This is a genomic window from Paenibacillus sp. J53TS2 (assembly GCF_018403305.1).
GTDB classification, from domain to species: Bacteria; Bacillota; Bacilli; order Paenibacillales; family Paenibacillaceae; genus Fontibacillus; species Fontibacillus rhizolycopersici.
The window spans coordinates 367,144-388,264 of the sequence record NZ_BOSK01000003.1 but is presented as its reverse complement, the minus strand read 5'-3'; the positions used below and the strand labels follow the sequence as shown (position 1 = coordinate 388,264).

The following is a 21,121-nucleotide window of genomic DNA, read 5'->3' as shown; positions in this document are numbered from 1 at the left end:
CCTCGGACAGAATGAGCAGATAGGGCTTCGGAGAAGGGGAGTGGACGGCAATGAGTTATACGGCATTGGTGACCGGCGCCGATCACGGCATCGGACTTGAACTGGTGCGCAAGCTGCTGGAGGAAGGCCACCGGGTGTTTGCCGGGAGGTTCAATTCGGCGGATCCAGGGCTGCCGGAGTTGGTATCGTCGTACGGCAACCGGTTGATTCTTGTGGACCTGGACGTGGGCAGCGATGCCAGCGTGCAGGCGGCAGCCGACAAGGTGCGGGAGCATACGGATTCGTTGGACCTCCTGATCAATAATGCGGCGATTCTGGGCGATATCGAAACGACGGTCCTCGGCGAGTTAAACTTCGAAGAAATGCTGCAGGTATTCAACGTCAACGCTTTAGGCAGTCTTCGGATGACGAATGCACTGATTAGGCTAATCCTAAACAGCGAGTCGCGGACGATCGCTAACATTTCCTCAGAAGCGGGAAGCATCGGTCAATGCTACAGGGACAGCTGGTTCGCTTATACGATGTCGAAGACGGCGGTGAACATGCATTCGAACGTCGTACATAACGGCGTGAAAGCGCAAGGGGGACAAGTGCTAGTCCTTCATCCCGGCTGGGTGCAGACGTTTATGCGCGGGGAAAAAGATTCTGCCGCAACCTTCACACCGGAACAATCGGCAGGTAAGTTATGGAGCATTATCCGAGAGGCGATGGAGCAGCGGCGAAGCGAGCCTGCCAAGGCGCCGGTATTCCTTGATGTGGATGGCCATATTTTACCGTGGTAGTCAAGTAGGATCCTTAATTGAAAATGGAGGTATCGACAAATGGAATACACGTACTTAGGACGTTCTGGAATAAAAGTGAGCAAGCTTTGCCTCGGCACGATGAACTTCGGAGTGAACACCGACGAGAAGGAAGCATTCCGGATCATGGACGCAGCTCTTGATGCGGGCGTGAACTTTTTTGATACGGCCAATATTTACGGATGGGGCGAAAACGCTGGGAAGACAGAAGAAATCATTGGCCGCTGGTTTGCCCAAGGCGGAAGCCGCCGCGAGAAAGTCGTGCTGGCCACCAAGGTTCATGGCGATATGAGCGATCCCCTCGACGGACCAAACAGCCCAGCCGGGTTATCATCCTATAAAATCCGCCGCCATCTGGAAGGCTCGCTGCGCCGGCTGCAAACCGACCACATCGAGTTGTACCAAATGCACCATATCGACCGCAACGTATCTTGGGATGAACTGTGGGAAGCATTTCAAGTTTCCATCCTGCAAGGAAAAATCGGTTATGTCGGCTCGAGTAACTTCGCCGGTTGGGATCTGGTGAAGGCGCAGTATGAGGCGAAGAACCGCCATATGCTTGGCCTCGTATCGGAGCAGCATAAATATAATCTGCTCTGCCGTTTGCCAGAGCTGGAAGTGTTGCCAGCCGCGGAGCATCTCGGCATCGGCGTCGTAGCTTGGAGCCCGCTCGAAGGCGGATTGCTCGGCGGCAACGCGTCAAAGAAGCAAGCTGGCTCGCGCACGGCGAACGATAACCGCTACGAGCAGTTCCGTCCGCAGCTTGAGGCATTCTCGGCGTTGTGTCAGGAGTTGGGCGAAAGCGAAGCTAACGTGGCTTTGGCTTGGACTCTGGTGAATCCCGCGATGACCGCGCCGATCATCGGACCGCGTACGTTGGAGCAGTTCCAGGATACATTGCGGGTGGTCGATATCAAGCTGGATGAGGCCACGTTGAAGAGATTAGATGAGATCTTCCCGGGTCCGGGAGGTTCGGCACCTCAAGCTTACGCTTGGTAAAAGGGGGATGACGGAGATGAGTAACACGCGGAAAAACGCATGGGTAATCGGCAATAACGCTGACGCGCCTTACCATCCGCTGAACGCGGTACAAGATGAGCTGGAGCGGATTCTGCAGGATGATTTCGAGCTTACGACCAGCCTGGATTACGGCATGCTGGCCGCTGGAACACTAGAGGAATACGATCTCTGCATCTCCTATACGGACCGTTGGGAGGACTCGGTTAGCGCGGAGCAGGCGGCGGGGCTACTTACCTACGTGGCAAATGGCGGCGGGTTGCTTGTCGTGCATAACGGGATCTCCTTGCAGGTCCGACCGGAGTTGGCCCAATTAATCGGGGCCAAGTTTACAGAGCATCCGCCATATACGGAGCTTGAGTTCCAGGTAGTGGTCGGAGCTGGGCATCCGGTCGTGGAAGGGATCGAACCTTTTGTGCTGGCGGAAGAACCTTATCGCTTCGAATTCGATCCGTTTTGCGCCAAAGAGGTGCTGCTCACGTACCACCATGAAGGCCAAGATTGGCCAGCGGCCTGGGCGCATGCTTATGGACTCGGCAAGGTCGTGTTCCTGATGCCGGGGCATCACCTCCCCACGTTTCAGCATCCCGAGGTAGCAAAACTGCTGCGAGGTGGAGCGAAGTGGGCGGCAAAATAAATTAGTATGAACTGGACTGGTCCTTTCGAGGCGAAACTTCGCCTTGGGGACCAGTATTTTTTGTGATTCAAAGAGGTAAGGTCAACCCTCTCTCACCCCACCGCCCCCCTGCCACCCCTGTCACCCCCGACACCCTCCGTCAGCCCCACCGTCACCTATGTCTGCCCCCTTCCCTTAACGATTATCCCATTTGATCAGGTTACGGCCGGTTCTGAAATGAATCCGAATGAATCGGGACAACAAGAAGATCTTCCGAGATGAAAGTAGTTTAGGGAGAAGAAAACAGCCAAGAGGAAGAAAGTAACTTAATGAGAAGAAAGTAGCTTAATGCGAAAGAAAGTAGCCTAAAGAGAAGAAACAATTAAGTTTAAATCAGAATGTAGCAGTCCGAACGCAAGAAATGAAAGAAGCGAAAGAAACGAAAAACGATGTAAGGCGACTAGAGCGGTAGTCGAGTCTATGATTAGGCCGCAGCTGCAAGGGGAGAATTCAGTTGACGGGCGATTAGTTTGTGGTAAGAGATTGCTGTAACCGATACACACATGGAAAGCAACTTTAGCAGCCTCTGCTGTTGCGTTTCTTTCGTTCCAGCTAGATGCAGTTGCCGGCGTCCGGTGAATTCGTTCAGGTACGCTTGAAGATGCTTCGATCCTAAGGCAACATAGGTACTCTTCAGTGAATCCCACGCCTCTCTCACCAATTTTCGCAAGGGAGTAAATAACCGAAAAGCCAGAGGGAACGACTGTACGGCAGAAGTACGAACATCCACATTTCGGGTGATAAACTCGTCGAGTTCAAGGCGGTTGGGCCTTCTTCCATCGCCTCTTTTGTGAGGCAACAGGCGTATTTTGACTAGCTCTGGTTCGCCTGATTCCGTTAGCGTGCATCCGGCTACGACCGCCGTGGCATGCGGGTGGGGGAACTGACACCGGGACGGGTTGCGACCGTACTGGTCGCTATTCACTTTCACATCACCACTCAGTAGTACCCGGGCATCGGACTCACCGAGGGTATGGCGTATTTTGTGCAGCATCAACCAGGCGGTCTTATAGGTGACATGGATCACCTGACTTAGCCGCATCGCCGAGATGCCGTCGGGGAGCAGGAATAGCTCCAGAGCGCGAAACCACTTCATTAAAGAGAGATGTGTTCTTTCAAAAATGGTACCGACCAAAGGTGAAGTTTGATGCATGCATCGTCCACACTCAAACAAGGGGATACGTCGGGTGGTCAGGCGGGTACACCGAGGGTAAGCACAGCGCGGGCAGACGAAGCCAGTAGGCCACTTCATGGCAATTAACGCCTCAATGCAGGCCTCTTCATTCTGATAGAAACTGTTAATAATTTGAAGATCCGTATCCGAACTGTCTCCCATGATCGCTTCCCCCCATTTCAATGAAAATACGTACGTATGTTCGTTGTAAGAAAATTTTACCAAACATACGTTCTTGAATCAAGCTTTTAACCTCACTTTAATAAACTTTTTTGCATTATTTTTTATTCACCATCTCCCTGGATAACTCGAATCCTGCAATCACTGCTTTCTGAGCTAAAGGGATAATCGTGGAGAGAGGTGTGAAGAGTACCCAATTACCAATTGCTTTAATCCGATAAAGCGATAAGTGCCCAAAGTCCAAAATTTTAATCGGCATTTTATGAAAGCGCTATACCCAAAACAAACCAAATCGTTTAAAATTAAAACAAACAAAAATAAAGGAAAAACCAAACAAACAAAAATGGAGGTAATTATGGTACAGAACTTATGGGACTCATCCAAAGCATCGGCTTTATCCACGGGATTGGAGCAAATCGTCTACCGTTCTAATTTACTTGGGGCAGACCGACGGGTGTGCAACTGGGGTGGCGGCAATACGTCGAGCAAAACCATGGAGAAAGACTTCCGTGGCCGGGATGTTGAAGTGATGTGGGTGAAGGGCAGCGGTTCGGATCTCGCAACGATGAAAGCTGGTAACTTCACCGGATTGCGCATGGACGACATTCGGCCCCTTTTTGAGCGGGAGGAGATGTCGGATGAAGAGATGGTGGCTTACTTGACGAACTGTATGATCGACGCCAAACATCCGCGAGCATCGATTGAAACGCTGCTTCATGCGTTTTTGCCCTTCAAGCATGTGGACCATACACATCCGGACGCGATCATCAGCTTGTGCTGTGCCGATAACGGCCAAGACATAGCCCGGGAAATCTACGGCAATCGGTTTGTGTGGGTTCCTTATATACGCCCAGGGTTTATGTTATCCAAAATGATCGCAGAGGGCGTACTGGCCAACCCGGATGCGGAGTTGGTGTTGATGGAAAAGCACGGGCTGGTGACTTGGGGAGAGACGCAAGAGGATTGTTACACCAAAACCATTGCCATTATCAATGAGGCAGAGGCGTATATTGAAGCGAAAAGCGGTACTCAAGCCGCGAAAGGCCGCGTGTTTGGCGGGCAGTTGGCTGAGCCGCTCGAAGCCGGACAGCGCCGAGCGATCGCGGCCGAGGTCATGCCGCTGGTCCGTGGGTTGGCGAGCGGGGAGAAGCCGGTCATCGTCACGTTCGATGACGAGGCGGACGTGCTCGAATTTGCCGGCAGCAAGGATGCGGGTGGGCTGTCGCAGATTGGAGCGGCTTGTCCCGATCACTTGGTGCACACCAAGGTGGTGCCGCTTTTCATCGACTGGAAGCCGGATGCCGCAGACGTCACCGGGCTGAAAGAGAAGCTGGCGGCAGGAATCGCCGATTACAAAGCGCGTTACCAAGCTTATTTTGAGCGTAATAAACAGGCGAATGACGCCATGTTTGACGCTGCACCGCGCGTCATTCTGATCCCTGGCGTGGGCATGCTGAACACCGGCAAAAGCTGGGTCAACTCCAAGCTGAGCGGGGCGTTATACCATCGGGCGATCGCAGTGATGAAAGGTGCAACGGCTCTCGGTCGGTTCGTATCGCTCAGTGAGAACGAGTCCTACAACGTCGAGTATTGGCCGCTTGAGCTGTACAAATTGTCATTGGCTCCGGCAGAAGCGGAATTCTCCCGCAAGGTTGCATTCATTACCGGAGGCGCTGGCGGGATTGGCAGTGAATCGGCTCGGCGACTGGCTGGAGAGGGAGCTCATGTCGTGTTGGCAGATCTCAATTTGGAGGGTGCGCGGAAGATAGCTGCCGAAATAAATGCCCAATACGGCGAGAACCGGGCACTGGCAGTGAAGATGGATGTAACGAGTGAAGAACAGGTCACGGCTGCTTACGCCGAAACAGCGTTGACCTACGGAGGCGTCGATATCATCGTGAATAACGCTGGGTTAGCGACGTCCAGCCCGTTCACGGAAACTTCGCTAAAGGAATGGAATTTGAATATGTCTGTGCTGGGGACGGGATATTTTCTCGTCGCGCGGGAAGCGTTCAAGCTGATGAAGGAGCAAAGCCTCGGCGGCAGCATGGTGTTTATCGGCTCGAAGAACTCGGTGTACGCCGGCAAAAACGTCACTGCTTACAGCTCCGCCAAGGCGCTCGAAGCTCATTTGGCCCGCTGCATCGCGGCCGAGGGCGGGGAGCTGGGCATTCGGGTGAATACGATTTTGCCCGATGCGATTTTGCAGGGCTCGGCCATTTGGAATTCTAACTGGCGGAATGAACGGGCCGCCGCTTACGGCATTGAGCCGGACCAACTGGAGGAATATTACCGCAAGCGCACGACGCTGCTGGTGAATATTTATCCGCGCGATATCGCCGAGGGCGTCGCCTTCTTCGCTTCGTCCAAGTCGGCGAAAACGACCGGCTGCATGCTGACGATCGACGGTGGTGTCCCGGCGGCGTTTGTAAGGTAGCATAAAAACCTAAGGGAGGTGCGAGGATGGAGCTGCTGGATAAAGCGGATACGGCAACGACCGAGACTGGCATCAAGGTTTCGATGTTTGTCACTTGTATCGGCGATGCGGTGTACCCGCGCATCGCGGAAGCGATGGCCCGATTGCTGGCTCGGGTCGGCGTCAAACTGGAATTTCCGCAGGTGCAAACCTGTTGCGGTCAGCCGGCGTTCAACAGCGGGTATTGGGATGAGGCGCGACGTTCGGCGGCCACGCTGCTTGAGGCTTTTTCAGATAGCGATTTCGTTGTTGGACCTTCAGGCTCATGCATCGGAATGATTCAACACTACCCGAAGCTGTTCGAGCAGGATCCGGTCCGGCTGGCAATGGCCGAGGAATTGAAAGCGAAGTCGTATGAATTTACCCAATTCCTCGTTCAGGTACTGGGCGTAACCGATCTTGGAGCGACGTTTCCGCATAAGGTTACGTACCACCCGTCCTGTCATGGCAGTCGGTTGCTCGGAATCAGGGAGGAGCCGATGGCACTACTCCAAAACGTAAGGGGCATGGAGCTTGTACCGCTCCCATTTGCGGAGGATTGCTGTGGATTCGGGGGCACGTTTGCCGTGAAGATGGCCGATATATCCGGGGCGATGGTGACGGAAAAAGCCGACCACGTCCTGGAGACGTCAGCCGAGGTACTGACCGGGTTGGACATGGCCTGCCTGATGAACATCGCCGGTCAACTTCGGTACCGCCGTCAGCCGGTACGCGTGATGCATCTGGCGGAGCTGCTGTATGAGGGGGTGAGCGGGGCATGAGCAGCGTAAAAGAGCGAGCGGATCTAGCACTAAACAATGATTTCTTGCGTAAGGCGGTGCGATTTACGACCGAACGTCTGCGCGACGGGAAGCGGAAAGCCGCCGATGACCATGGGAATTGGGAGGAATGGCGGGAGCGGGGGCGGCAAATTCGCCTGCATACGATCGCGCATCTCGATTACTACTTAAATCGATTTGCCGAGCAAGCTCGGGCGAATGGGGCGCATGTTCACATTGCTTCGACCGGTGAAGAGGCGGTGCGGATTGCTTTGGAGATTGCGGCACGCAAGCAAGCCCGTTCCGTCGTGAAGTCGAAATCGATGGTCAGCGAGGAACTACACATCAACCGGGCGCTGGAAGAAGCGGGCGTGGAGGCGGTTGAAACCGATCTGGGCGAGTATATCATTCAGCTTGCCGGTGAAGCCCCTTCGCATATCATCATCCCGGCGATTCACAAAAACCGTTACCAGATCGCCGAGCTGTTGTCCCGCGAAGCGGGGGAAGAGCTGCCGCCGGAAACGAGCGTGCTGGCGGGCTTCGTGCGCCGGAAGCTGCGGGCGAAGTTTCTGGCGGCGGACATCGGCATGACCGGCTGCAACTTCGCGATCGCCGAGACCGGTTCGATCGTGCTGTTCGAGAACGAAGGCAACGCCCGCATGGTGTCGACCGTGCCGAAAACGCAAATCACGTTTATGGGCATGGAGCGCATCATCCCCTCCTGGAGTGACCTCGAGGTGATGGCGACGCTGCTGCCGCGCTCGGCGACCGGTCAGAAGTTGACGGTTTATATGTCCGGCATCACCGGACCGCGCCGTAAAGCGGATGGGGACGGCCCGGAGGAGATGCACATCATCATCCTCGATAACGGCCGGTCCGAGCAACTGGGTGATCCGGAGTTTCAGGAGCTGCTGAACTGCATCCGCTGCGGAGCCTGCCTCAACGCTTGTCCGGTATATCGCCATATCGGCGGCCATGCTTACGGCGGAACGTACAGCGGCCCGATCGGAGCGGTCCTGACGCCGGCGCTGAACAAGAATGTAGCGGAATGGGACGATATCGCTTCGGCCTCCAGCTTGTGCGGGGCCTGTTATGAAGCGTGTCCGGTCAAAATTCCGCTGCACGACATGCTTGTCTATTTGCGCCGGCGCAAGGTCGAGCAAGGCTATGGAAACAAGCTGGAGTCGGCAGGGATGAGGGGCTTTGCCGCCGTGACGTCAAGCTCCAAGCGGTTCCAACGCGCGCTGAAGGCGGGAAGGGTCTTGCAGCGAATTATCGTTCGCAACGGTGAAATTCCGGCGCGGATTGGCCCGCTGAAGGGTTGGAACCGTTACCGCGTTGCGCCAAGCCTGGCAAACGAACCGTTCCGCGAACGCTGGAATGCGCTTCAGCATGAACTGCGCGCTTCCGTTCCGCAAACAGTGACCGGCACGGTCGTGCAGGAGCGGATGAAGGAGGCGCTACACAAGCGTGCGGCTAAGCCAATCGACCGGAAAGAAGGTCATACCTATGATGGATAACGAATATAACGATTGGTTGAAAGTGAAGGAAGCGGAAGCGCGGCAGAAGCAGGAGCAGTTTATGGACCGGATTGCCGGAAAACTCAAGCGGCCGCGGCTGCGGGAAGCGCCGGATCATCCGTTCCGGGGAGCGCCGGCGTACTGGAGGGAGCTGGATTGGAGCCTGGAGGAGCGATTGGCTCGATTTGAGGACAATTTTACGGCAGCGGGGGGGCATGTCGCCCGGCTGGACGATCTTGAAGCGGCCAAGGCATACATTATGGCCAAGGCGCAAGCGCTTGGCGCTCGTTATATTCTACGCCAGGACAATCCGTTACTGGCGGAGCTTGGACTGGATGAGGCGCTTGCCGCAGACGGCGCCCGCGTGTCCGTGTGGAACGGGCATCGCTCCGAGGCCTGGATCGCCCGGGCGGCGGAGGCGGACTTCGGCGTCGTGGCGCCGGACTTTGCCGTCGCTTATACCGGTTCGCTGGTCGTTCAGTCGGCCGCGGAGGAAGGGCGCTCGGTTAGCCTGTTGCCGACGGCGCTGTTCGCGATCATCCCCGTAGAGCGGATGAAAACCCGTTTGGGCGAGGTGCTGGATACGTTCGATGCGGTCGGACGCGAAACCTTGCCTGCCGGCATCCATTTCATCTCCGGCCCAAGCCGTTCGGCGGACATCGAAAACGATCTGACGATCGGAGTTCATGGGCCGGGCATCGTGTTTGCGCTACTCGTCGGTTAATACAACACTTCGATGTTCTTGCCTTGCAGAAGCTGAAGCCAGGCATCGGAGGGGCGCTCGTCCGTGATTAGATAGTCGATTTGCTCCCAGTCCGCCAGCTTGACGAAAGCATTCTTGTCAAATTTCGTATGGTCGGCCAGCAAAATGACTTTGTCCGCGTGACGGAGCATATGCTTCTTCAGCTCGCATTCCGGCTCGTTGGAATCGGAGATGCCCTTGTCCGGCGACATGCCTTTGCAACTGATGATCGCGGTGTCGACGTTGTACTTCTGCACGGTTTCCTGGGCGGCGGGGCCGACCAGCGACAGGGAACGCGCGCGCAGCGAACCGCCGGTGGAAATGATGTTCAGGTTCGAGCCGGCGAATTCGTTCAGGACGCTGACGGAATTAGTGATGACGGTGACGTTGTTTTTCGAATGCAGCGTCTTCAAAAATTCAAAGCAGGTCGAGCTCGGATCGATCATCAGCGTGTCGCCGTCGTTCACCAGGTCGATGGCCTTGAGCGCGATGTCCCGCTTGATCTCCACATTAAGCGTGTTCCGGGTCGTATACGGCAAGTCTTCGTTCGTGTGCCGGTTGAGTATGGCGCCGCCGTAGGAGCGGGTCGCGATCCCCTCTTTTTCGAGCTTCTCCAGGTCGCGGCGGATCGTCTCCTCCGTCACCTCAAACATCCGGCTGAGCTCGGACACCAGGACACGCTTGTCCTGATGAAGCAGGTCGATGATTTTTTGTTTGCGTTCTGCCGCCAGCATGGCGATTCACCTCGGGATCCGTTCATATTGTCAAGACACCAGGGTCTTGGGTTCCCTCCCATCATAGCGAGAAAAAGGGGCGCTTGGCAACCGCATTTGAAGAATGAGTCGGCTGAAACAGTCAGATTCCTTTCACGGAATAGACAAAAACAAAATAAAAACAACATAATACATCTTTGTTTATGTTGACTATGAGAGGAAACAGACATAGGATAGAAGTAAGAACAGGCAGCATTTCAGAGCGAGGAGCGCTGAACGATGAGAGAATACGTTGCGGTTGATATCGGCGCCTCCAGCGGGAGGCTGGTAAGGGGAGAACTGCAGGATGGACGGTTGTCGCTGCAGGAAATCCACCGGTTTGACAACGGGTTTTCCGAACGTGACGGGCATTGTTATTGGGATATCGATCATATATATCGGGAAATCCTCCGTGGGCTACAGCAGGCCAAACAGCTTGGGATCGAGAACTGTACGCTAGGCATTGATACATGGGCGGTCGATTATGCGCTGCTGGACGGGAAAGGGGAACGGATCGGCGAGGTTTATGCTTACCGCGATTCCCGTACGCTTGAAGCAGTTCCTCAAGTTCACGAGATCCATCCATTTGCACGGATTTATGAGAAAACGGGCATTCAGCATCTGCCTTTCAATACGGTGTACCAGTTATTCGCGCATGACCGCGAGGAGCTGGCGACGGCAGAGCAGATCCTGCTCGTGCCGGATTATCTCTATTATTTGTTATCCGGGCGGCGGATCAGTGAGATGACCAACGCTTCGACAACCGCGTTATTAAACCTGCAAACCCGCGAGTACGACCCGGGATTGCTTGAGTTGCTGGGGTTGCCCCGATCGAAGTTTCCGGTGCTAACTGAGCCCGGGACGCGGCTTGGGAAGATCAAGCCGGAATTGGTTCGGGATTATGGGTTGCCCGAATGCGAGCTGATCGTCGCGGCGACGCACGATACGGCCTCCGCTGTGTTAGGCGTTCCGGCCAGCGGCGATTCGTGGGCGTACCTCAGCAGTGGGACGTGGTCGTTGATCGGCGTGGAGCGGCAGACACCGCTGGCGACGGCGGAAGCGATGGAGCGCAACTATACCAATGAATGGGGCGCGTACGGAACGTACCGCTTTTTGAAAAACATCATGGGCATGTGGTTGATCCAAGAGGTTCGTAAGGATTACGACAAACAACACAGCTACGCCGAATTGGTGGAATTGGCGGAGGCGGTCTCGCCGTTTCGTTCCTTGATCGATTGTAACGACGATCGATTCCTGAACCCGGCGAATATGACCGAAGAGATTCGGCGGTTCTGTGCGGCGACGGGCCAGCCGGTTCCGGATACGCCGGGCGAGGTGGCGCGGTGCATTTTTGACAGCTTGGCCTTGTCCTATGATTTTTACTTGAATGAACTTGAGTGGCTGACCGGTCAACAGCCGGAGACGCTGCATATCGTCGGCGGTGGTGCTAACAATGGGCTGCTATGCCAATGGACGGCGGACGTGTCAGGCATCCAAGTGGAAGCCGGGCCGACGGAGTCGACGGCTCTGGGCAATTTGCTGGTGCAAATGATCAGCAGCGGCGCGATTCGCGATATCGGCGAGGGGCGTGAGCTGATTCGGCGGTCTTTTCCGATCCAGACGTATGTTCCTCGGGGGAGCAATGCCGACCCGATTACAGAGGCGCGGAAACGGTTCGTGAATTTGTTGGCACGATGACGGTTGGACGGAGCTATAGATAAATTATGCAAAAGGAGGAACAGAACATGGACAACGCGATTCAAACCAGCTATCACGAGGCGAAAAAGCTGTATGAGCACCATGGAATCGACGTCGACGCTGCACTGGCCCGACTGAGTCAAATCAAGATTTCGCTGCATTGCTGGCAGGGGGACGACGTCAAGGGATTCCTGGGCAAGGATCAAGAGCTGGGCGGCGGCCTGGCGGTTACCGGCAGTTATCCGGGCCGGGCGCGGACGTCGGACGAACTGCGGCAGGATCTAGACGAGGCGCTTCGCTTGATTCCCGGCCGGCACAAGGTCAATCTTCATGCAATTTATGCCGATACGGACGAACGGGTTGAGCTTGACGCCCTGGAGCCTAGACACTTTGCCGGTTGGGTAGATTGGGCGAAGGAGCGGGGGTTGGGGCTGGATTTTAACCCAACTTGCTTCTCGCACGAGAAAGCCAAGGACGGGTTCACGCTTAGTCACCCGGACCTGGATATCCGCAAGTTCTGGATCGACCACTGCAAAGCGTCGCGCAAGATCTCTGAATCGTTTGGACGGGAGCTCGGCCAGCCGTGCGTGACTAACGTCTGGATCCCGGATGGCTTCAAGGATTCGCCGGTGGATCGACTCACGCCTCGGGCTCGTTTGATGGAGGCTCTTGATGAAGTTTTCGCCGAACCGATCGATGAGAAATACAATATCGATGCGGTGGAGAGCAAGCTGTTCGGGATCGGCTCGGAGAGCTATGTCGTCGGCTCGCATGAATTTTACATGGGGTATGCGTTGTCTCGCGGCAAAGCGGTCTGCTTCGACGCCGGCCATTTCCATCCGACGGAGACGATCTCTAACAAGTTGTCCTCCTGGCTGTTGTTTGGCCGCGAGCTTCTCCTTCATGTCAGCCGCCCGGTGCGATGGGACAGCGATCACGTCGTGACGATGGACGACGAGCTGTTGGAAATCGCCCGCGAGCTGGTACGCGGCGAGCTGCTGGACCGTACGCACATCGGTCTCGACTTCTTCGACGGCAGCATCAATCATATCGCGGCTTGGGTCATCGGGACGCGCAACACGCAAAAAGCGCTGTTGCGGGCGATGCTGGAGCCGCTCGACAAGCTGAAGCAATTGGAACTGGACGGCGATTACACATCGCGGCTGGCGTTGGTCGAAGAATTCAAATCGTATCCGTACGGTGCCATTTGGGATTACTTCTGCGCAACGCAAGGCGTGCCAGTGCGTGAAGCTTGGCTGGCAGACGTGAAAGAATACGAAACGAACGTGCTGGCGACTCGGTAATGCAACCTAGGTTATCCGTTTTTTTATATAAGCTTGACCAAAAGGAGAGGAACCTACTGTGAGTACGACATTAACGGAAGTGGAGCAAGGTCGGCGGGTCCCGGGGATGGAAGTGCCTTTCATCCGGGAGATGGCGGAAATCTCGTTCCATATGTGGCGGCTGGGCTGGGATGAACGCAACGGAGGGAATATCAGCTATCTGCTGGATGAAGCGGAGGTGGCGAAATATCTTGGAGCCGCTTCTGTAACGGAGCGCCGTAAGCTGCAACTCGCGTTTCCGGTGAAGGAGCTGGCGGGACGTTATTTTATCGTGACGGGCTCGGGCAAGTATTTCAAAAATGTGATCTCCGATCCGGAAGCGAATCTGGGCGTATTGCGGGTGGCTGAAGGCGGTGACCAGGTCGAGATCCTGTGGGGCCTTCGGGACGGGGCGGTACCGACCAGCGAACTGCCAGCGCACTTCATGAGCCATATCGAGCGTTTGAAGGTGGACCCGGCGCACCGGATCATCATGCACTGCCATGCGACCCATGCGCTGGCCATGACGTTCGTCCATGAGCTGGATGAGAAAAAACTGACGAAAACGCTATGGGAAATGTGCACGGAATGTCTCGTGGTGTTCCCCGACGGCATCGGCATCGTGCCGTGGATGGTGCCCGGCAGCCCGGACATCGGGCGGGCGACCGCCGCGAAGATGCGAGAGCATCGCGTCGTCGTATGGCCGCAGCACGGGATTTTTGGCACCGGTACGACGATGGACGAGGCGTTCGGCTTGATCGAAACGGTCGAAAAGGCGGCGCAAATCTACATGCTGCTCGGCGACCGTCCGGTGCTGCAAAAGATCACCGATGCCCAGTTGCGCGACTTGGCAGTAGCGTTTGGTGTGACACCGCAGCCGGGGATTTTGAGCTAGGGATTATAGCGGAGGAGCAGAGGCTAGGCGCACGGGCTAAAAGCTGTGAGTGGAGAGCAAGAGGGATAGCGATGGAGAGCTAGTATAGAGCATAGACGATAATAGAGAAGAGACGATCGTTGGGAATACAGATCAGGACTCCGGTGCAGGGGTCCTTTTTTGCATGCTGCCGGCGATCTCGAAAGGGAGGTTCGGCTAACGGACACAGGAGACGTTATTTAGCCCAAAAGCGAGGGTTCGCATTTCTAACGGACCCTAGTGCACCTATTTCGCCAAATTGATGATGGAAACGTCCGATGGGGAGCCGATAAGGGCTCCTGGGTCCGTTAGAACTCGGAAGAGGCGCAAATGGACAGAATAAGGGCGCTCCGGTCCGTTAGAAGTAGGATGGGACAAAATTGATCTCAAATTCGCTAACAAATCCTATTGTCATTTTGAGCGGGTGGCAGTACAATGAGGGTAAATCGACTTGTACGTACAATTAGAGAAGAATTGTCGAAAATACCGATATGGTATGTACAAGTTAGCTAGCAGTTATTTATGATTAGGAGGCGCTTTGGCATATGAAATTGAAACCGCATTCTTTTTGGTTCGTGACCGGCAGCCAGCACTTATACGGCCCTGAAACGCTGGAGGAGGTGGCCGCCCATTCCCGCATCATCGCAGAACAACTGGACCAAGACCCGGCGATCGGATTCCCGGTCGTGTTCAAACCGATCGTAACGACGCCAGACGAAATCTACAAGTTGATCCTGGCCGCGAACGGCGATGAGACCTGCGCGGGGATCATCACCTGGATGCACACGTTCTCGCCGGCCAAAATGTGGATCGCCGGCTTGTCGCAGCTGCAAAAACCGCTGTTGCATTTCCATACGCAGTTTAACCGCGATATTCCTTGGGAAACCATCGATATGGACTTCATGAACCTGAACCAGTCGGCCCACGGCGACCGTGAGTATGGCCATATCGGCGCCCGGCTGGGCATCGCTCGCAAAATCGTGGTCGGCCATTGGGAAGACGGCGAAGTGCGCGGCTCGATCGCCGGCTGGATGCGGACGGCGGCCGCTTATGCTGAGAGCCGTCAGCTTAAGGTGGCCCGCTTCGGCGACAACATGCGCGAGGTGGCGGTGACGGAAGGCGACAAGGTCGAAGCGCAAATCAAGTTCGGTTGGTCAGTGAACGGATATGGCGTCGGTGATCTGGTGCAGGTGTTAAACGAAGTCAGCGATGCGGAAGCCGAAGCGCTGCTGAAGGATTACGCCGAGCAGTACGCGATTACGCAAGCGGGCCTAAGCAACGGACCAGTTCGCGAATCTATCGCCTATCAGGCGAAGCTTGAAATCGCCATGAAGTGGTTTTTGGAGCAAGGCGGCTTTGGCGCGTTTACGACAACGTTCGAAGACCTGCATGGGCTCAAGCAGCTTCCGGGTCTGGCCGTGCAGCGGCTGATGGAAGCCGGATACGGCTTCGGCGGCGAAGGCGACTGGAAAACCGCGGCTTTGACGCGCGTATTGAAGGTGCTGGCGAACAACAAGAGCACCTCGTTTATGGAGGACTACACGTATCATTTTGAGCCGGGTAACCACATGATTCTTGGCGCGCACATGCTGGAGGTGTGCCCGACGATTGCCGCGACGAAGCCTACCATCGAGGTACATCCGCTGGGCATCGGCGGCAAAGCCGATCCGGCACGGATCGTATTCGACGGCCAGGCCGGTCCGGCGGTCAACGCTTCGCTCGTCGATCTGGGCCATCGTTTCCGGCTGCTGGTCAACGTGGTGGACGGCGTGAAGGTAGAGAAGCCGATGCCGAAGCTGCCGGTCGCTCGCGTGTTGTGGAAGCCGCAGCCTTCGCTGCGAGAATCGGCGGAGGCGTGGATTTTAGCCGGCGGGGCGCACCATACGGTGTTGTCTTACGCCATCACGGCGGAGAACCTGTCCGATTGGGCGGAAATGACCGGCATCGAAGCGTTGATCATCGACAAGGATACCTCGGTACCTCGATTTAAGAATGAGCTGCGCTGGAGCGATGCGGCTTACCGGCTGCGTTAATCACAGTCCAAATCGGCCGATGATTTCGGCCCGATACGTTCGCCCGGCCTATGTTACAATAACGGGTAGTCAATAGAACGGTGGCATTGGTGAAGGGTGGACGAAACATGAATGACCGGAAAATCCCGAAATATATGCAGCTCAAAAACGAATTGTTGTCTTGGCTCGAGCAAGGAAAGCTCCAGCCCGGGAAACAGGTTCCGTCGGAGAACGAGATCGCGGAGCAGTTCGGCTTAAGCCGGCAGACGGTTCGGCAAACGTTCGGCGAGCTGGAGAAGGACGGCTGGCTGGAGCGCATCCAGGGCAAGGGCACATTCGTCCGGCATCCCGGACGGCGAGACGGCGAAGCGGTCAAGACGATCGGGATCATGACGACGTATATTTCGGATTATATTTTTCCCCATATCGTTCGGGGGGCGGAAGCGGAGCTGCGCCAGCAGGGGTATCGATTGATGCTGTCGAGCACGGACAATACGAAGGAGAAGGAGATGGACAGTCTTCAGCTCATGACGAGCCAGCCGCTCAGCGGACTGATCATCGAGCCGACGAAAAGCGCGGAGGGCAACCCGAATTTGGGGTATTTTTTGGAGTTGCAGGAGAAGGGCATTCCGTATCTCATGATCAATGAGAAGTATCACGAGTTGGAATGCCCTTGCCTGAAGGTGGATGACGAGGCGGGAGGCCGGAAGGCGGCGCGTTACTTGCTGGAGAAGGGGCACCGGCAGATCGCCGGGTTCTTCAAAAGGGATGACCTGCAGGGCGTAAACCGGCTGAAGGGCTTCCTGTCCGCCCATCGGGACTTCGGGATTGCGGTGTCACCGCAGCATGTGGTGACGTTTACGACGGAGCAAAAAGGCGAGTACGCCTATCAAAAAGCGCTGGAGCTGTTTCAAAAAACGCCGGATCAGCGTCCAACCGCATTGGTGTGTTATAACGACGAGTTGGCGGTGATGCTGATGGACGCCGCGGCCGCATGCGGCTTACGGGTACCTGAGGATTTGTCCGTCATCGGTTTCGACGATTCCAGCCTGGCGGCAGCCTCGGGCACGAAGCTGACGACGCTGACCCACCCAAAAACAACGATGGGAGAGCTTGCCGCCCGCCAACTGATCGGGATGATTGAGCGGGGAGAAACGCCGGGCGATACGGTGTTCGAACCGGAGCTGATTGAACGGGATTCGGTGCTGGAACTGACGGGTCAGAAATAAACGGGAATGAGACAACTTGGCGGTTTCATCGTCCTGCTGAAGTTCGGCGGGGCGGTGCCGTTTCGGGTTGAAGCAGGTGCTCGGTAACTTGTACGTACCTTTTGTTATATGGGATGACATGGGATGAGGAAAGGGGTTGGATCAAGCGATGATGGAAGCCTTAAAGCAGCAGGTGTGGGAAGCCAATTTGGAGTTGCCCAAATATGGCCTGGTCACGTTTACGTGGGGAAACGTCAGCGGGATCGATCGGGAAAGCGGATTGTTCGTCATCAAACCAAGCGGCGTGCCGTATGAGGAATTAAAACCGGAGCATATGGTCGTGGTCGATCTGGAAGGCAATGTAGTGGAGGGGAACCTGCGAGCGTCCTCCGATACGCCAACGCATCGGGTGCTCTACCGTGAATTCCCCGAAATCGGCGGGGTCGTGCACACGCATTCCCCATGGGGAACCAGTTGGGCCCAGGCGGGGCGGGGATTACCGGCGTACGGAACGACGCATGCCGATTACTTCTACGGAGAGATCCCGGTAACGCGGCCGATGACGCGGGAAGAAATCAAGGGTGCTTACGAGTTGGAGACAGGCAATGTCATCGTGGAGCGGTTTGCCGAGCTTGGCCTCGATCCGAACCAGGTGCCTGGGGTGCTTGTGCATTCGCATGCCCCGTTCGTATGGGGCAAGGATGCGCATAATGCCGTTCATAACGCGGTCGTGCTGGAGGAAGTAGCGAAAATCGCCGCCCGCATGCTGCAGATCAACCCGGATACGCAGGCGATGGATCAGACGCTGTTGGATCGGCATTTTTTGCGGAAGCACGGAGTAAATGCTTATTACGGGCAGAAATAACGGGGAGGGATAACCATGAGCAAAGGGAAAAAGTACACGATCGGCGTCGACTACGGCACCCAGTCCGGACGCGCAGTGCTGGTAGATTTGTCGGACGGCCGGGAGGTCGCTGACCATGTCACGCCATATCCGCATCATGTCATCGACGAGCGGCTGCCCGGTTCCGGGATCAAGCTCGAGCATGATTGGGCCTTGCAGCATCCCGGCGACTATCTGGAGGTGCTTCGGCGCTCCGTGCCCGCGGTGCTAAAGGAATCGGGGATCGATCCGGCGGACGTGATCGGGATTGGGATCGATTTTACCGCCTGCACGATGCTCCCGGTGGACGCCCAAGGTCAGCCGCTTAGCTTCGATCCGGAGCTGGCCGACAACCCGCATAGCTGGGTGAAGTTATGGAAGCACCATGCGGCCCAGCCGGAGGCCGACAAGATCAACGCGATTGCGGCTGATCGGGGAGAGGCTTTTTTGCCGCGATATGGGGGGAAGATTTCCTCCGAATGGATGATGGCCAAGGTATGGCAAATTCTCGATGAAGCGCCGGAGATCTACGAGAAGACAGATCTGTTTCTGGAAGCGACCGATTGGGTTATTGCGCAAATGACCGGCAACATCGTCCGCAACAGTTGTACGGCGGGTTATAAAGCAATATGGCATAAGCAAGACGGATATCCGAGCAAGGCGTATTTTAAGGCGCTGGATCCTCGGATGGAGGATTTGACGGATACGAAGCTGCGCGGCGACGTGATTCCGCTGGGGACGAACGCGGGCGGACTTCTGCCGGAAATGGCCGAGATGATGGGCCTTACGCCAGGCATCGCCGTGGCGGTGGGTAACGTGGACGCGCATGCGGCCGTGCCGGCCGTCGGCGTCGTTACGCCGGGCAAGCTGGTCATGGCGATGGGAACCTCGATTTGCCACATGCTGCTGGGGACGGAAGAGAAACAGGTGGAAGGCATGTGCGGCGTGGTCGAGGATGGAATCATTCCGGGCTTGTACGGTTATGAGGCTGGGCAGTCGGCCGTGGGCGATATTTTTGAATGGTACGTCGAAGAAGCGTTGCCGGCTTACGTGAAGGAGGCCGCCGAGAAGGAAGGCCTGAATGTGCACCAATGGCTGGAGCGGGAAGCGGCCGCGTACCAACCGGGGCAAACCGGCCTGCTCGCGCTGGATTGGTGGAACGGCAACCGGTCCGTGCTGGTGGATACCGATTTGACCGGTCTGATTGTGGGGATGACGCTGCTGACCAAGCCGCAGGAGATTTACCGGGCGCTGTTGGAATCGACGGCTTTTGGCACGCGCAAAATCGTTGACGCGTTTGATCAAAACGGCGTACGGGTGGATGCGCTGTATGCCTGTGGGGGACTGCCGCAGAAAAACCGCCTGTTGATGCAAATTTATGCGGATGTGACGAACCGCGAGATTTTTGTGGCGGATTCCAAGCAGACGCCGGCTCTTGGTGCGGCGATGTTCGCGGCCGTTGCGGCGGGTGAGGCGGCTGGCGGGTACGATTCGATCCTGGATGCGGCCGGGAAGATGGCCCGCGTCAAGGAGGAAACGTTCAAGCCGATTCCGGCGCACGTGGAAGTGTACGAGAAGTTGTACCAGGAGTACAGCCAGCTGCACGATTATTTTGGCCGCGGGGAAAACAACGTGATGAAACGTCTGAAGCGGATTAAGCAGGCAGCGGAGTAAGAGTAGGGGACGGGCGGAGAGATGGGCTGGCGAGTAACGTACCGATGGCTCAAAGGCTTCGCCTGTCGCCTATTTCGGAAGCTGCGGGAGTATTAGGATGTTGCGGAAGGTTGCAGGAGTCGATGGATAGCCCAGGGAGGGGATACCATGCTGAAAGACAGGTTATTGGAGCAATTGAAAGTGATTGAACTAGAACGGGGTGCAATCCGGAAGGTCGTTCCTTACTTGCGGGAACAAGGTTATGATCATGTCCTGCTGGTGGCGGACGATCACACGTATGCGGCGGCGGGGGAGCAACTGAGCGGTTTGCTGGCGGCCGAGGCCGTCGAGACGCGCGTTTGCCTGATTCAGCCTGACGCGCAGGGCGATGTCGTCGCTGACGAGATCGCGCTTGTCCAGCTGCTGCTGGAGATCCGTCCCGAGGAGACGGACGCGCTCATCGCTGTGGGCTCCGGGACGATTCACGATATCGTCCGGTTTGCCGCGCACAAGACCGGCAAGCCGTTCGTATCGGTGCCAACGGCACCGTCCGTGGACGGCTTCACCTCCGCGGGCGCGCCGCTCATTATTCGCGGGGTCAAGAAGACAGTGCCGGCGGTGCCGCCGGTAGCGATATTCGCCGACCTCGACGTTCTGATGGCGGCCCCGCAGCGGCTGGTCGCCGCGGGTTTTGGCGATATGCTCGGCAAGTGTACCAGCCTGTTCGACTGGAAGTTCTCCCGTCTGACCGCGGGGGAACCTTATGACGAACAGGCGGCGGCGATAACCGAGCGTGCGCTCTTGAACTGCGTGACGCACGCCGATGCGATTGGCGCGCGCTCGGAAGAAGGGATCCGCGCCTTGATGACGGCGCTGATCGAATCGGGCATCGCCATGCTGCTGTTCGGGCAGTCGCACCCGGCCTCCGGCGCAGAACACCATCTCTCCCATTACTGGGAGATGGAATACCTGCGCTTGGGCCGGCGGGCGCTGCTGCACGGCGCCAAAGTCGGCGTTGCCTGCGCCGAAATCGCCCGCGCGTACCACGCCGCGGGCGAAGGGACCTTCCCGGGCGCCGAGCCGGCGGCGCTCCGGGAACACGGGGAGCAGGTCCGCGCCTGGCTGCGGGACCTGCCCGGCGAAGCCGAGCTCCGCGGCCTGCTGCGCAAGGCCGGCGGGCCGGCAACCCTCGCCGAGCTGGGCGTCGGCGAGGAGCTGTTCGCGCGCAGCCTGCGCGAAGCCCACCTGGTGCGCGACCGCCGCACGCTGCTGCGGGCGCTGAACGAGGCGGAGCAGGCCTAGCGCGCGAACCGTCCCGCGGCCGGGCTGCCGGCTCG

General features: G+C 56.8%; 17 protein-coding genes and 1 pseudogene. 15 read left to right on the top strand and 3 right to left on the bottom strand.

All coding sequences use genetic code 11. The features are described 5' to 3' along the window. Window positions 1-50: 50 nt before the first annotated feature. The 3 genes from KJS42_RS09610 to KJS42_RS09600 are packed head-to-tail and all read left to right on the top strand — an operon-like array spanning window position 51 to window position 2,454. On the top strand, window positions 51-782 hold the full coding sequence (locus tag KJS42_RS09610) for an SDR family oxidoreductase (RefSeq protein ID WP_213622698.1): 732 nt from the start codon (window positions 51-53) through the stop codon (window positions 780-782). A 39-nt stretch (window positions 783-821) separates the two neighbouring features. Further along, complete coding sequence (locus tag KJS42_RS09605) at window positions 822-1,799, top strand: aldo/keto reductase (protein ID WP_213622697.1); 978 nt, start codon at window positions 822-824, stop codon at window positions 1,797-1,799. Window positions 1,800-1,815: 16 nt separating this feature from the next. Next, window positions 1,816-2,454, top strand: coding sequence for a ThuA domain-containing protein (locus KJS42_RS09600; RefSeq protein ID WP_213622696.1), 639 nt, complete (start codon window positions 1,816-1,818; stop codon window positions 2,452-2,454). A 463-nt stretch (window positions 2,455-2,917) separates the two neighbouring features. Here KJS42_RS09600 and KJS42_RS09595 read toward each other — a convergent pair whose 3' ends face one another. Beyond that, window positions 2,918-3,589, bottom strand: a complete 672-nt coding sequence (locus KJS42_RS09595) for a hypothetical protein (protein WP_244868443.1) — start codon at window positions 3,587-3,589, stop codon at window positions 2,918-2,920. A 60-nt stretch (window positions 3,590-3,649) separates the two neighbouring features. After that, window positions 3,650-3,829, bottom strand: a pseudogene (locus KJS42_RS23280) (transposase); the annotation flags it as partial. 373 nt (window positions 3,830-4,202) lie between these two features. Here KJS42_RS23280 and KJS42_RS09590 point away from each other — a divergent pair. From KJS42_RS09590 to KJS42_RS09575, 4 genes are all read left to right on the top strand, one after another. Beyond that, entirely contained in the window at window positions 4,203-6,284 is a 2,082-nt protein-coding gene (locus KJS42_RS09590; RefSeq protein ID WP_244868428.1) for a bifunctional aldolase/short-chain dehydrogenase, read from the top strand. Between the two features lie 71 nt (window positions 6,285-6,355). Continuing rightward, window positions 6,356-7,084, top strand: coding sequence for a (Fe-S)-binding protein (locus KJS42_RS09585; protein WP_213622761.1), 729 nt, complete (start codon window positions 6,356-6,358; stop codon window positions 7,082-7,084). Further along, window positions 7,081-8,601, top strand: a complete 1,521-nt coding sequence (locus KJS42_RS09580; protein WP_213622693.1) for a LutB/LldF family L-lactate oxidation iron-sulfur protein — start codon at window positions 7,081-7,083, stop codon at window positions 8,599-8,601. Before KJS42_RS09585 ends, KJS42_RS09580 begins: the two co-directional genes overlap by 4 nt. Beyond that, window positions 8,594-9,325, top strand: a complete 732-nt coding sequence (locus KJS42_RS09575; RefSeq protein ID WP_193416581.1) for a LutC/YkgG family protein — start codon at window positions 8,594-8,596, stop codon at window positions 9,323-9,325. Before KJS42_RS09580 ends, KJS42_RS09575 begins: the two co-directional genes overlap by 8 nt. On the opposite strand, the gene KJS42_RS09570 is transcribed toward KJS42_RS09575, so the two are convergent. Continuing rightward, complete coding sequence (locus tag KJS42_RS09570; RefSeq protein WP_213622692.1) at window positions 9,322-10,077, bottom strand: DeoR/GlpR family DNA-binding transcription regulator; 756 nt, start codon at window positions 10,075-10,077, stop codon at window positions 9,322-9,324. The two genes, KJS42_RS09575 and KJS42_RS09570, sit on opposite strands and share 4 nt — an antisense overlap. A gap of 258 nt (window positions 10,078-10,335) precedes the next feature. Here KJS42_RS09570 and rhaB point away from each other — a divergent pair, with 258 nt between their 5' ends. From rhaB to KJS42_RS09530, 8 genes are all read left to right on the top strand, one after another. Continuing rightward, window positions 10,336-11,793: a rhamnulokinase gene (gene rhaB, locus KJS42_RS09565; protein WP_213622691.1), complete on the top strand. Its 1,458-nt coding sequence runs from the start codon at window positions 10,336-10,338 to the stop codon at window positions 11,791-11,793. Window positions 11,794-11,840: 47 nt separating this feature from the next. Further along, window positions 11,841-13,097, top strand: a complete 1,257-nt coding sequence (gene rhaA, locus KJS42_RS09560; RefSeq protein WP_213622690.1) for an L-rhamnose isomerase — start codon at window positions 11,841-11,843, stop codon at window positions 13,095-13,097. A 106-nt stretch (window positions 13,098-13,203) separates the two neighbouring features. After that, window positions 13,204-14,010 carry a rhamnulose-1-phosphate aldolase gene (gene rhaD / locus KJS42_RS09555; RefSeq protein WP_193416580.1) on the top strand — a complete coding sequence of 269 codons (807 nt, stop codon included), beginning with the start codon at window positions 13,204-13,206 and terminating at the stop codon, window positions 14,008-14,010. 563 nt (window positions 14,011-14,573) lie between these two features. After that, entirely contained in the window at window positions 14,574-16,061 is a 1,488-nt protein-coding gene (gene araA / locus KJS42_RS09550) for an L-arabinose isomerase (protein ID WP_213622689.1), read from the top strand. Window positions 16,062-16,168: 107 nt separating this feature from the next. After that, window positions 16,169-17,269: a GntR family transcriptional regulator gene (locus KJS42_RS09545; protein ID WP_213622688.1), complete on the top strand. Its 1,101-nt coding sequence runs from the start codon at window positions 16,169-16,171 to the stop codon at window positions 17,267-17,269. A gap of 148 nt (window positions 17,270-17,417) precedes the next feature. Then, window positions 17,418-18,113 (top strand): L-ribulose-5-phosphate 4-epimerase, encoded by a 696-nt coding sequence (araD, locus tag KJS42_RS09540; protein ID WP_280516404.1) that lies wholly within the window; start codon window positions 17,418-17,420, stop codon window positions 18,111-18,113. 15 nt (window positions 18,114-18,128) lie between these two features. After that, on the top strand, window positions 18,129-19,805 hold the full coding sequence (locus KJS42_RS09535; RefSeq protein WP_213622687.1) for a ribulokinase: 1,677 nt from the start codon (window positions 18,129-18,131) through the stop codon (window positions 19,803-19,805). A 147-nt stretch (window positions 19,806-19,952) separates the two neighbouring features. Next, the gene (locus KJS42_RS09530) at window positions 19,953-21,086 is read left to right on the top strand and encodes a sn-glycerol-1-phosphate dehydrogenase (protein ID WP_213622686.1); all 1,134 of its coding nucleotides are present in this window, start codon (window positions 19,953-19,955) and stop codon (window positions 21,084-21,086) included. Window positions 21,087-21,121: the final 35 nt, after the last annotated feature.

What these genes read in the sequence shown, in the direction of transcription:
- KJS42_RS09610 (WP_213622698.1), top strand. Translation starts at nt 51, where the DNA reads ATGAGTTATACGGCATTGGTGACCGGCGCCGATCACGGCATCGGACTT.
- KJS42_RS09605 (WP_213622697.1), top strand. Translation starts at nt 822, where the DNA reads ATGGAATACACGTACTTAGGACGTTCTGGAATAAAAGTGAGCAAGCTT.
- KJS42_RS09600 (WP_213622696.1), top strand. Translation starts at nt 1,816, where the DNA reads ATGAGTAACACGCGGAAAAACGCATGGGTAATCGGCAATAACGCTGAC.
- KJS42_RS09595 (WP_244868443.1), bottom strand. Translation starts at nt 3,589, where the DNA reads ATGAAGTGGTTTCGCGCTCTGGAGCTATTCCTGCTCCCCGACGGCATC.
- KJS42_RS09590 (WP_244868428.1), top strand. Translation starts at nt 4,203, where the DNA reads ATGGTACAGAACTTATGGGACTCATCCAAAGCATCGGCTTTATCCACG.
- KJS42_RS09580 (WP_213622693.1), top strand. Translation starts at nt 7,081, where the DNA reads ATGAGCAGCGTAAAAGAGCGAGCGGATCTAGCACTAAACAATGATTTC.
- KJS42_RS09575 (WP_193416581.1), top strand. Translation starts at nt 8,594, where the DNA reads ATGGATAACGAATATAACGATTGGTTGAAAGTGAAGGAAGCGGAAGCG.
- KJS42_RS09570 (WP_213622692.1), bottom strand. Translation starts at nt 10,077, where the DNA reads ATGCTGGCGGCAGAACGCAAACAAAAAATCATCGACCTGCTTCATCAG.
- rhaB (WP_213622691.1), top strand. Translation starts at nt 10,336, where the DNA reads ATGAGAGAATACGTTGCGGTTGATATCGGCGCCTCCAGCGGGAGGCTG.
- rhaA (WP_213622690.1), top strand. Translation starts at nt 11,841, where the DNA reads ATGGACAACGCGATTCAAACCAGCTATCACGAGGCGAAAAAGCTGTAT.
- rhaD (WP_193416580.1), top strand. Translation starts at nt 13,204, where the DNA reads ATGGAAGTGCCTTTCATCCGGGAGATGGCGGAAATCTCGTTCCATATG.
- araA (WP_213622689.1), top strand. Translation starts at nt 14,574, where the DNA reads ATGAAATTGAAACCGCATTCTTTTTGGTTCGTGACCGGCAGCCAGCAC.
- KJS42_RS09545 (WP_213622688.1), top strand. Translation starts at nt 16,169, where the DNA reads ATGAATGACCGGAAAATCCCGAAATATATGCAGCTCAAAAACGAATTG.
- araD (WP_280516404.1), top strand. Translation starts at nt 17,418, where the DNA reads ATGATGGAAGCCTTAAAGCAGCAGGTGTGGGAAGCCAATTTGGAGTTG.
- KJS42_RS09535 (WP_213622687.1), top strand. Translation starts at nt 18,129, where the DNA reads ATGAGCAAAGGGAAAAAGTACACGATCGGCGTCGACTACGGCACCCAG.
- KJS42_RS09530 (WP_213622686.1), top strand. Translation starts at nt 19,953, where the DNA reads ATGCTGAAAGACAGGTTATTGGAGCAATTGAAAGTGATTGAACTAGAA.